Here is a 12,221-nt window from a genome sequence, read left to right on the forward strand (position 1 = left end):
GGAAAACGTCCGGGGGCGCAGGCGGTGCCATCGTCCGCCTGCGCCCCGTCGCTCAATAGCGTAGGCTGATCGTGCCGAGGATCGCGCGCGGTGCGGCGTAGCGGCTCTGGTCGAAGGTCAGCGCGGTGAGATATTTGGCGTTGGTGACGTTCTGCAGATTGGCGCTGATCGCGACATTCTCGGTGAGCGCGTAGCGGCCGAACAGATCGACCGTCGCGACGTTGCTTTGGGTGATGCGGATCGGCTGGCCGGTGGTCGACGACACCGTGCCGGGCTCGAAATAGAAGCGCCCCTGATATTGCACCGACGCGCCGAGCTTGAGCGCCTTCAGGCCCTGCGGCGTGTAGGACAGGTTGAGGCGGCCGGTGTTGCGCGGCACGAAGGTGCGGACCGGTTCGTCATTCTCGCCGCGCACGCGCATCACGGTGAAGCCGCCGGTCACCTGCACGCCCGCGGCGGGCTGGCCGCCGACCTCGACCTCTATGCCCTGCGACTTGGCGTCGACGCCGCGATAGATGGTGCGGCCGAGCGCGGTGTCGAAGCCGGCGGCCTCTGCGGTGTTGTTCTGGCGCGCCTGGAAGACCGCGGCGCTGGCGTTGAAGCGGCCACCGAACCACGCGCCCTTCAGCCCCGCCTCGAGATTGTCGCCGGTGATCGGTGCGAGCAGCCGGTTCTGCGCATCGAACTCGGTCTGCGGATTGAAGATCGTCGCATAGCTCGCATAGGCGCTGATCGTTGGCGTCAGGTCGTAGGTCGCGCCGACGAACGGCAGGAAGCGCCGGTCATCGAAATTGGTGGGCACCAAATAGGATACGCCCTGGCTGGTGGCATGCGTGTAATTGCCACCGAGCATCACCTTGAACGGATCGGCGAGGTTGAGGCGGACGAGGCCATAGACCGTCTCGCGCTGCGTATGCTGGTCGAGGCTGAGGTCGTAGGGCGTGGGGAAGGTCGTCTTCGGGAAATTGCCGTCGAAGAAGGTGTCGAGCGGCAGGAACAAGCCGACCTGGCTGTAATCATAACTCGAATATTGCCGATAGCGTTCGGCGCCGCGCATCACCCCGACCATGACGTCGTGCTGCCGGCCGCCGACCGATACCGGGCCACCGATATAGGCGTCGAGCGTCAGATTGCGCGCCTCGCCCTTGAAGGCGCCGGGATAGCTCTGGATACCCTTGACCTCGGCGGGGTTGCTCCGGTCGATGCCGCCCGGCGCACCGCGGACCGGATTGCCATAGACGTAGAAGAGCGTGTCGTTCTCGCTGGTCGCCTTCCGCAGCACCGACAGCTTGCCGGTCCAGCCGTTGCCGAAATCGTGGGTGAGGTCGCCGAAGATCTGGCGATCGATGACGTTCCAGCCCGACCAGCGTGGCGCATAATTGGCGGAGCGCGCGAAATCGATGCGCGAGCCATCGGTGTAATAGAGCGGGATCGCGCCCCACATCGCGCCGCGGCTCTGATGGTCCTGATGGCCGTAACCGGCGCTGATCACGGTGTTGGCGCCGAGATCGGCCTCGACGATGCCATAGCCGGTCCAGCGGCGCAGGCTGTAACGGTCGATATAGCTGTCGGTGTCGAGCAGCGCGCCGACCGCACGCGCGCGGATGCTGCCGTCGGCGGTGAGCGGGACGCTGACGTCGCCGTCGATCCGCTTGCTGTCGAACGAGCCATATTGCGCGCTCGCCGAGACCTTGAGCTCATGATACGGGCGCTTGCGGATGAAGTTGATCACCGCCGAAGGGTTGCCGGTCGGCGAAAGCAGCCCCGGCGCGCCGCGCACCACCTCGACCCGGTCGTACATCGCGGTGTCGATCGACCCGGTCTGGATGCCGAACGAAAAGGGCTGGCCGATCCCGTCGATCTGGAAGGTCTGGATGTCGAAGCCGCGCGCCGAATAATAGACGCGGTCAGTCTCGCCGGCGAAGACGTTGACGCCCGGGACGGTCGCGAGCAACGCGTTGACGTCGTTGAGCTGGAAATCCTCGATCTGCGCGCGGGTGACGACGCTGACCGATTGCGGCGTCTCGCGCTGGCTTAGCGGCAGGCGGGTCGCGGTACGCTGGGCCTTGACGCCGTAATCGTCGCTGCCTTCGCTGCGCTGGCCGGTGACGATGATGTCGTCGCTGCTGCGCTGCGGATCGGCAGCGCCCGTATCGCTCACCGGTGCCGCTACCACGCTTGCCGCCATCAACGCGATGAACGCCGTCATTCTCTACTCCCTGATCGTTGCCAGCCTCTTAGCGGCCAGCGCTGCTGTTGCAAGTGAATAGCAATAGCCGGGTCGGGCGAATGAAAGGTGTTACATCATAGTCACATAACGGGCCCATTTCGTGACGGTTCTAAGTCTGACATTGCCGCTAAGATCGAAATCCACTAATGAAAATGCTAGCGCTACCATAAAGCGTGAGATTCAGTTTTGCGCCGGGTGGGGCGCCGGAGAGGATGGGGATGAACAGGATCGTGACCACGGACGCCAAGCGTCCGGCTTTCAACGCTGCGCTGCGCGCGGGTGTCTCGAGCTTTGCGCTCGGCATGATTGCGCTCGCATCGCCGGCGTTCGCCGAAGGGCTGGCGCAGGCGGATACGAGTGCGATCCCACAGGCGACGGGCCAGGCGGCGACCACCGCGGGCGACCTCACCAGCACCGCAGCCACCGCCGATCAGGTGCCCGCGGACCAGCCGTCGGGCGACGAGATCGTCGTCACCGGCCGTCGCGCCGCATTGCAGGCCGCCGACGAGCGCAAGCGCCGCAGCGAGACGATCATCGACTCGGTCGTCGCCGACGAGGCCGGTAAATTGCCAGACAATAGCATCACGGAAGTGTTGCAGCGCGTCTCCGGCGTATCGATCGTGCGCTTCGCGGCGCTTGGCGATCCCGATCACTTCTCGGTCCAGGGGTCTGGCGTGCAGGTGCGCGGCCTGACCGGCGTTGCCTCGCGCCTCAACGGCCGCGAGATCTTCAGTGCCAACAACGGCCGCGCGATCCTGTGGAGCGACGTCACGCCCGAGCTGATGGCCGCGGTCGACGTCTACAAGGCGTCCACGGCCGATCTGATCGAGGGCGGCACCGGCGGGCAGATCGACCTGCGCACCAAGATGCCGTTCGACTTCAACGGCAAGTTCCACATGGCCGCGACCGGCGAACTCGGCATGGGCGACATGGCGCAGAAGGCCGATCCGGTCGCCTCGGTGCTCGCGACCAAGACGTTCGACACGCCGATCGGCAAGATCGGCGTGCTCGCCGACGTGGCGTACAGCCAGTTCAGCTCGCTGTCGCAGTTCATCCGCACCGAGCCGTATTTCAAGACGAACATCAGCGGCAAGGACTATTACGTTCCCGGCGGTTTCACCTACGGCGACGAGGCGTTCCAGTATCGCCGCTACGGCATCTACGGCGCGGTGCAGTGGGCGCCGACCGACGATCTGACGTTCAGCGGCACCTTCTTCCAGTCGCGCTACAAGAGCCAGTCGAGCGACTACGGCGCGCAGGTCAGCTCGCAGACGCTGGCGGTCGATCCCGCGAGCAGCAGCTTCGACAGCAACGGCGTACTGACCAAGACCAGCTCGCTATTCAACCGCGACAATAATACGTTCCTCCCCAGCGCCAGCAACATCACCAGTTCTGGCAACAAGGGCTTCGTCGACAGCAACACGCGCACCCGCGACTATTCGCTGGCGTTCAACTACGCCCCGATCGACAGCCACCTGTCGCTGAAGGGCGCGTTGCAGCGCGTCGACTCGCGTCAGATCTACGACCGGCTCGACATCTTCCGCGACGTCAGCTTCGGCACCGGTTTCGGCATGGACCTGACCGGCGACCTGCCGCAGATCACCACGACCGCCGCCGCGCAGGCGGGCTTCGCCAATCCGGCAAGCTATTTCTGGTCGGCGTCGATGCCGCATAACGAGCGCAACAAGGGCCGGCTCGACTCGGCCAATCTCGACGCCGAATATTCGTTCGACGACAGCTTCCTGAAGGCGATCAAGGTCGGCGCGCGCGCGGCGGAGCGGACCGAGCGCGACCTCGGCAACGGGTATAACTGGGCCGCCTTGGGCCGCGGCTGGAACGGCGATCCGCAGCTGACCTATGCCAATGCCGCACCGGGCGACACGACCTATCACGCGTTCAAGGACTTCTTCCGCGGCGAGACGGTGTTGCCGGGCAATCTGATGTTCGCGAGCGAGGATCTGGCCAAGCGCTACGTCGCGAACCGCACCGGGTTGGTGGCATCGCCGCCGACCAACTTCTGCGGCCCGGCCACCATCGATGACGACAACAATCCGGCGACGCCCAATGTAAGCAATCCGCAATGGAGCAACTGTTCGTCGTCGGGCGCACTGCCTGCCGGCAGCGGTTATGGCGGTGCGTCGGGCATCCGTCCGGTCGGCTTCGTGCTGCCGGGCGACCAGGTCGACAACAAGACGATCACCAAGGCGGCCTATGCGCTGGCGCGCTTCGGCCGGCCGGAGGGCGGCATCTCGGGCAACGTCGGCGTCCGCGTCGTCAATATCCAGAACGAGGGTAGCGGCTACATCCAGCAGAACGCCAACACGTTCATCCGCAACGGCCAGACGCAGACGCTGGGGCAGACGTTCCTTGCCCGTGGCGGCAAGGCGGAATTCACCCGCTGGCTGCCGTCGATCAACGTCGACTATGCGCCGAACGAGAAGATCAAGATCCGCGGCGGTTACAATATCACCATGGATCTGCCGACGTTCAACGCGCTGCGTGCGTCGGGCAGCATCGGCGTCGCGACGACGAGCAATCCCGGCAACGTCAACGGCGGCAGCAGCCTGCCGAACATCTTCACCAACTTCACCGCGGATACGGGCAATCCGTTGCTGAAGCCGACGATGTCGAACAACTTCGACATTTCGCTCGAATATTATGCGCGGCCGGGCACCGCCTTCCACCTCGCGCCGTTCTACAAGCGACTGACCGATCTGCCGATCTATTCGCTGACCCAGCGGCAGGTGACCGTGGTCTTCACCGACGGTACCAGCGAGAACGTCAATGCGGCGGCGACCGACTACATCAACGCCACCAAGGCGGCGACGGTGAAGGGCGTCGAGGTCGGCGGGCGTGCGTTCCTCGACATGCTGCCGGGCGTGCTGTCGGGTCTCGGCTTCGAGGCGAACTATACGTTCATCGACAGCAAGAACCCGGGCGATCTGTATCGCGACATCAACGGCGTCACCCGCAACGATGCGCCGCTGATCGGCCTGTCGAAGCACAATGCCAACGTGACGCTGCTCTACGAGAAGCAGGCGGTGTCGTTCCGCGTCGCTTATTCGTGGCGCTCGCGCTACCTGCAGACGACCAACAGCAATGGTACCAACCCGACCTACACTTATTTCGCCACGCCGGGGCCGACCGGGCAGGCGATCCAGATCGCGCTGCCGGTCTATGGCGATGCCTATGGCACGGTCGACGGCGGGGCGCGGTTCAAGGTCACCGACAATTTCTCCTTCGGTGTCCAGTTCACCAACATCCTCGGCGCGACGCAGCGCACGCTGATGGGCGGCTATCCGGGCGGCAAGCTGTACGGCCGCAGCTGGTTCCAGAGCGATCGCCGCATCTCGACCGGGATCAGCCTCGCTTTCTAGTGACCCAGCGCCCCGCTCGCCGACCGGCGGGCGGGGCGTCTGCCATCTCCGATCCGAAGGACCGCCATGACTCCGCTCCCGTTCCGTTTCGGCGCCGGTGCGCTGCTCTGTCTGGCCGCGGCAGCGTCCGCGGCGCCTGCGTCCGAGCCGGTACGGGTGATCGACGTCGATGTCGCGCGTGCGGCCGCGCCGATCGATCGCGCCTTCGACCTGTCGGTGGGATCGGACTTCGCGGGCACGCTGATCCGGCCGGACAGCCTCGCGCAGCTCGATACCGCGGTGCGCGAACTGGGCTTCCGCTATGTGCGCTTCCACGACGTGTTCACCGATGCGCTCGGCACGGTGAAGGTGCGCGACGGCAAGGTCGTCTATGACTGGACGAAGATCGACCAGCTCTACGACGCCTTGCTCGCGCGCAAGATCAAGCCGTTCGTCGAACTGGGCTTCACGCCGGACGCGCTCAAGACCTCGAACCAGACGATCTTCTACTGGAAGGGCAATACCTCGCATCCGCAGGCCGAGGGCTGGGCCAGGCTGATCGACGCCTATGTCCGCCACCTGCGCCAGCGTTACGGCGCCGAGGAGGTGCGCAGCTGGTATTTCGAGGTGTGGAACGAGCCCAATCTCGCCGGCTTCTGGGAGAAGGGCGACAAGGCGGCCTATCTCAGCCTGTACGAATCAAGCGCGCGGACGATCAAAGCGATCGACCCGGCTCTGCGCGTCGGCGGGCCGGCAACCGCGGGGGCGGCGTGGGTGCCCGAGCTGCTCGACTATGCCGCGGCGCGCAAGGTGCCGATCGATTTCGTGTCGACGCATACCTATGGTGTCGACGGCGGCTTCCTCGACGAGCGCGGCGAGGACGACAATCGGCTGTCGACCAATCCCGATGCGATCGTCGGCGACGTCCGCCGCGTCCGCGCGGAGATCGCAGCGTCGAAGTTTCCCGGCCTGCCGCTGTTCTTCACCGAATGGAGCGCGAGCTACAATCCGCGCGATCCAGTGCACGATTCCTATGTCAGCGCGCCCTATATCCTGACCAAATTGCTGGCCACGCGCGGGATCGCGCAGGGGATGAGCTATTGGACCTATAGCGACCTGTTCGAGGAAGCCGGGCCGCCGCCGACGCCGTTCCACGGCGGCTTCGGGTTGATGAACCGCGAGGGCATCCGCAAGCCGGCGTGGTTCGCATATAAATATCTCCACGCGCTGCGTGGGCCGGAGATCGCGCTCGCCGACGCGCAGGCGCTGGCGACGAGCGAGGGCGGGCGGACCAACGTCCTGATGTGGAACTGGCAGCAGCCCAAGCAGACGCTGAGCAACCGCCCGTTCTTCACCAGATTGCTGCCCGCGACGCCGGCGGCGGCGGCGGACTTGCGGCTGACGCATCTCGCGCCGGGGCGCTATCGGGTGACGGTGCGCCGGACCGGCTATCAGAAGAACGACGCGCATTCGCGCTATCTGGCGATGGGCTCGCCCAAGACGCTGACGCCGGCGCAGATCGCCGAATTGCAGGCGCTGACCACCGACACGCCGGAGATCGCACGCGTCGTTCAGGTCGGTCGTGACGGCGGCTATACGCTGCGGCTGCCGATGCGCAGCAACGACGTGGTGCTGGCGACGCTGGAACCGGTGGTGTCGAGGAATTGAGCGGGTTGCGCCAATCCGCTCCGTTCGTGCCGAGCGTGTCGAAGCACGGTGAGACTCAGGCCCTTCGACAGGCTCAGGGCAAACGGCGGGGGTCTTGGCGAACGCTGCTCGTGATGCTGGCGGTGCTCGCCACGCCCGCGGCATCACCCGCGCAACAGGCGGTGCCGTATCGCTGGACCAACGTCACCGTCGGGGCGGGGGGTTATGCGCCCAATATCGTGTTCAGCCTGGTCGAGCGCGGCCTGACCTATCTGCGCACCGACATGGGGGGCGGCTATCGCTGGGACGCGGCGGCGGCGCGCTGGGTGCCGCTGCAGGATGGCAATGCCGTTTCCAGCTATATGGGGATCGAGAGCATCGCGGCCGATCCCGTCGACGCGGACGTCGTCTATATGGCGGCGGGGATGAATGCCGGCGCCCCCGCGGCGATCCTGCGCTCGGGCGACCGCGGGCGGACGTGGCGGGTGGTGCCGGTGCCGTTCGCCATGGGCGGCAACGAGCCGGGGCGGGGCCTCGGCGAGCGGCTGGCGGTCGATCCCAACGATCATCGCCGGCTGTTCTTCGGATCGCGCCACGACGGCCTGTGGCAGAGCCACGATGCGGGGCAGAGCTGGACGCCGGTCGCGGGCTTTCCGCACAAGGGGCTCGGCCGGCCCGAGCGCCGCACCAGCCACGGCGGCGTATCCTTCGTCGCGATCGACCCGACCAGCGGCAAGGCGGGCGCGTCGCAGCGTATCTGGGCGGGGATCGCCGATCCGGGCGGGCCGGCGCTGTATCGTTCCGACGATGGCGGCGTGCATTGGACCGCGGTGGCGGGACCGGCGCTGTTCGCGGCCAAGGGCGTGGTCGATGCTCGGGGCGTGCTGTGGGTCGGCTTCGCCAGCGGCATCGGTCCGAGCGACGTCAAGACCGGCGCGGTCTGGCGCTACGACGCGCAGGGCCGTGGTCGCGACGTCACGCCGCCAGCGTGGCGTGCGGCAGGGGCCGAGGGCGGGTTTCTCGGCGTCGCGGTGGCGCGGTCGGCGCCGGGCACCGTCGCGGTGTCGACGATCGATCGCTATCGCGCCGGCGATTCGCTGTGGCTGAGCCGCGACGACGGCCTGCATTGGGACGATGTCGGCGCGCGCAGCCGCCGCGACGTGTCGGCGACGCCGTTCCTGCTGCACGAGGGCAAGGGCGCCGATTTCGGCCATTGGATCTCGGGCCTGGCGATCGACCCGTTCGATGCCGGCCATATCGCCTATACCACCGGCGCGACCGTCTATGCGGCGCAGCGCCTGCCGACGCGCGGCACGGTGGATTGGGCGCCGTGGGTGCGCGGGATCGAACAGACCGCGGTGATCACGATGATCTCGCCGACCGGCGGTGCGCCGGTCGTGTCGGGGTTCGGCGATCTCGCCGGCTTCGTCCACGACGATCTCGACCGTTCGCCGCAGCCGACCTTCGCCAACCCGTATCTCTCCAACACCAACATGCTCGATTACGCCGGCAAGGCACCGACCGTGATCGTGCGCAGCGGCAGCCTGTATCTCGACCGTCCCCGCGACGCGAGCCTCGCCCGGTCGGAGGATGGCGGCCGCAACTGGACGCCGCTGCGCCTGCCGCCGCAGGGCAGCCCGCCGGCGCGCGACGATCTCAACGGCGAGACGCCGATCACCGTCTCCGCGGACGGCGCGACGATGGTCGTCGCCGCACGCGTGCCGCAGGTGACGCGCGATCGCGGCCGGACGTGGTCGCCGGTGCGCGGGCTGCCGCCGCGGACGCGGGCGGTGTCCGACAAGCTCGATCCGGCGGTCTTCTACGCGGTCGACGCGACGGGTGGCCGGTTGCTGGTGTCGCGCGACGCCGGCGCGAGCTTCGCGCCGGTGGCGGGGCGCGGCCTGCCGCGCGACCTCACCACGGCGCAGGCGCGCAACCGTGAATCGCAAAGCGCGCTCGTCGCCGCGCCCGACGCGGCGGGGCGGCTGTGGTTGCAGGTCGGCACCGCGCTGTTCCGCAGCGAGGACGCCGGCGAGTCGTTCGTTCCGGCGAGCGGCGGGCTGGCGATCGAGCTGTACGGGCTAGGCAAGGATGCGGTGTTCGCGATCGGCAGCCGCGATGACGTGCGCGGCATCTGGCGGTCCACCGACCGCGGTGCGTCATGGCGGCGGATTGACGACGCGACGCATCGTTGGGGCGGGCGCTATCGCGTGGTCGCCGGCGATCCGCGCCGTGCCGGCCGCGTCTATGTCGGGACCGACGGACGCGGGCTGTTCTACGGCGATCCGATCGACTGACACGCATCCCCTGACGCGTTCGACCGTTCAGGTGCGACGTGAAGTCATTGGAGATGCGTCCTTGTCCGTCCTTGCAGGTCATACTGCCATCGTTACCGGCGCCAGCTCCGGAATCGGCCATGCCGTCGCGGCGGGGCTCGCCGACGCCGGCGCCGCGGTCGTCGTCAACTATCGCTCCGACGAGGAGAGCGCCGAAGCGCTGGCGCAGCGGATCACCGGGGCCGGCGGCAAGGCGATCGCGGTGCAGGCCGACGTATCGCAGGAGCCGGACGTCACCCGCCTGTTCGATGCCGCGGTGGCGGCGTTCGGGCGGGTCGACGTGCTCGTCTCCAATTCGGGCGTGCAGAAGGACGCACCGGTCGCCGACCTGACGCTCGCCGACTGGAACACCGTCATCGACATCAACCTGACCGGCCAGTTCCTCTGCGCGCGCGAGGCGGTCCGGCGCTTCCGTGCCCAGCCGCGGGACGGTCGGCCCGCGCGCAGCGCCGGCACGATCATCGCGATGAGCTCGGTGCACGAGCTGATCCCCTGGGCCGGCCACGTCAATTACGCCGCGGCGAAGGGCGGGGTGCGGATGCTGACGCGCACGCTGGCGCAGGAGGTCGCGGCCGACGGCATCCGCGTCAATGCGATCGCGCCCGGCGCGATCCGCACGCCGATCAACAAAGAGGCGTGGGAGACGGAGGCGGCGCTGACCAAATTGCTGAAGCTGATCCCCTATGGCCGGATCGGCGAGCCCGAGGACGTCGCGCGCGCGGCGGTGTGGCTCGCCTCCGACGCGGCGGATTACGTCACCGGCACCACCGTCTTCGTCGATGGCGGCATGTCGCTCTATCCCGAATTCCGCGACAATGGATGACGCGCGGGTCGGGCCACACCGGCGCATCGGCGATCACGGCATCATCGGCGACATGGAGACCGCGGCCCTGGTCGCCGCGGACGGGACGATCGACTATCTGTGCTGGCCGTCGCTCGACAGCCCCAGCGTCTTCGCCGAACTGCTCGATGCCGAGCGTGGCGGCGCCTTCGAGATCCGGCCGGCGCTCGACGCCGCCCGGGTGATACAGATCTACGTGCCCGATACCAACGTGCTGACGACGCGCTGGATGGCGACGAGCGGCAGCGTCGAGATCGTCGACCTGATGCCGCATCCGGACGCGCGCGTGCATCCCGAGCATCGCGCGCGCTGCCTGATCCGCCGCGTCACGGTGACGCGCGGCACGGTCGCCTTCGCGGCGCGCTGCCGGCCGCGGTTCGACTATGCGCGCGAGATGCCGCAGGTGGCGGCGGCGGACGGCGGCGTGTGCTTCGTCGGACGGGACCTGACGCTGCGCCTGCATGCCTCGGTGCCGCTGACCTGCGGCGACGGCACGGCGGACGCCGCTTTCGCCCTCGGCGAGGGCGAAAGCGCGTGGTTCGTGTTCGGCGAGGAGGCTCTGGAGCGTCCCGACGATGCGACCGTCGCCGCCGAGATCGCCGCGACGACGGCCGCCTGGCGCGGCTGGCTGTCGCGCACGAGCTATCGCGGCCGCTGGCGCGAGGAGATGATGCGCTCGGCGCTGGCGCTCAAGCTGCTCACCTCGAACCGCCACGGTTCGATCGCGGCGGCGGCGACCTTCTCACTGCCTGAGGCGGTGGGGGCGGGGCGCAACTGGGATTATCGCGCGACCTGGATCCGCGACGCCTCGTTCACCGTCTACGCCTTCATGCGACTGGGCTTCATCGACGAGGCCGAGCATTTCCGCCGCTGGGCAGGCGAGCGGGTGATGGCCGCCGACCGCCAGCATCCGATCCGCATCATGTATGCGATCGACGGGTCGGAAGCGGCGGACGAGGAGGAGCTGCCGCATCTCGCCGGCTATGCCGACAGTCGCCCGGTGCGGATCGGCAACGGCGCCCACGCGCAGAGCCAGCTCGACATCTTCGGCGAGCTGATGGACAGCGTCTATCTCTCGAACAAATACGGCGCGGCGATCGATCACGCCGGCTGGCAGCACGTTCGCGGCGTCATCGACTATGTCATCGCCAATTGGGACCAGCCCGATGCCGGCATCTGGGAGATGCGCTCGGCACCGCGTCACTTCCTCCATTCGCGGCTGATGTGCTGGGTGGCGCTCGACCGCGCGATCCGGCTCGCCAAGAAGCGCTCGCTGCCCGCGCAGCTGGTCGCGTGGAGCGAGGCGCGCGACGCCATCGTCGAGGATATCTGGAGCAATTTCCGCCATCCCGACCATGGCTATTTCGTTCAGGATCGCGGCGGCACCGAACTCGACGCCGCGTTGCTGATGATGCCGCTGGTCCGCTTCGTCTCCTCGACCGATCCGGTGTGGCTCAAGACGCTCGACGCGATCGGTACGCATCTGCGCGACGACGGCCTCGTCTACCGCTACCGCAACGCCGACGGCCTGGAGGGGACGGAAGGCGCCTTCACCACCTGCACCTTCTGGTACGCCGAATGCCTCGCGCGCGCCGGCCGGCTCGACGAGGCGCAGATGATCCTCGCCAAGGGCATCGCCTACGCCAACCCGCTCGGCCTGTTCTCGGAAGAACTCGACCTGCGCGGCGAGCCGATCGGCAACTTCCCGCAGGCGCTCACCCACCTCGCCTTCATCAGCGCCGCCTATTTCACCGACCGTCGCCTCGATCCGAGCTACCGGCCGAACTGGCAGCCGTGAGGTTTTGCGTCCT

At 67.6% G+C, this 12,221-nt stretch carries 6 protein-coding genes; 5 read left to right on the plus strand and 1 reads right to left on the minus strand.

Going from position 1 to position 12,221, the window contains the following annotated elements:
- Positions 1-52 precede the first annotated feature (52 nt).
- Complete coding sequence (locus AC07UH_RS03255; RefSeq protein WP_495179361.1) at positions 53-2,209, minus strand: TonB-dependent siderophore receptor; 2,157 nt, start codon at positions 2,207-2,209, stop codon at positions 53-55.
- Positions 2,210-2,448: 239 nt separating this feature from the next.
- Between AC07UH_RS03255 and AC07UH_RS03260 the strand changes: the two genes are divergently transcribed.
- The 5 genes from AC07UH_RS03260 to AC07UH_RS03280 all read left to right on the plus strand — a co-directional run bounded on the left by AC07UH_RS03260 (position 2,449) and on the right by AC07UH_RS03280 (position 12,208).
- A complete protein-coding gene (locus AC07UH_RS03260) occupies positions 2,449-5,607 on the plus strand; it encodes a TonB-dependent receptor (protein WP_495179360.1) in 3,159 nt (1,052 codons plus the stop codon).
- 66 nt (positions 5,608-5,673) lie between these two features.
- Entirely contained in the window at positions 5,674-7,254 is a 1,581-nt protein-coding gene (locus AC07UH_RS03265; RefSeq protein WP_495179359.1) for a GH39 family glycosyl hydrolase, read from the plus strand.
- Positions 7,255-7,367: 113 nt separating this feature from the next.
- Positions 7,368-9,530, plus strand: coding sequence for a WD40/YVTN/BNR-like repeat-containing protein (locus AC07UH_RS03270; RefSeq protein WP_495179358.1), 2,163 nt, complete (start codon positions 7,368-7,370; stop codon positions 9,528-9,530).
- A gap of 61 nt (positions 9,531-9,591) precedes the next feature.
- Positions 9,592-10,392, plus strand: a complete 801-nt coding sequence (locus AC07UH_RS03275) for a glucose 1-dehydrogenase (RefSeq protein WP_137897237.1) — start codon at positions 9,592-9,594, stop codon at positions 10,390-10,392.
- On the plus strand, positions 10,385-12,208 hold the full coding sequence (locus AC07UH_RS03280) for a glycoside hydrolase family 15 protein (RefSeq protein WP_495179357.1): 1,824 nt from the start codon (positions 10,385-10,387) through the stop codon (positions 12,206-12,208). The genes AC07UH_RS03275 and AC07UH_RS03280 overlap by 8 nt, the downstream gene beginning before the upstream one ends.
- The last annotated feature ends 13 nt before the right edge of the window (positions 12,209-12,221 follow it).

Source organism: Sphingomonas sp. GW821-FHT04B01, from assembly GCF_059420425.1.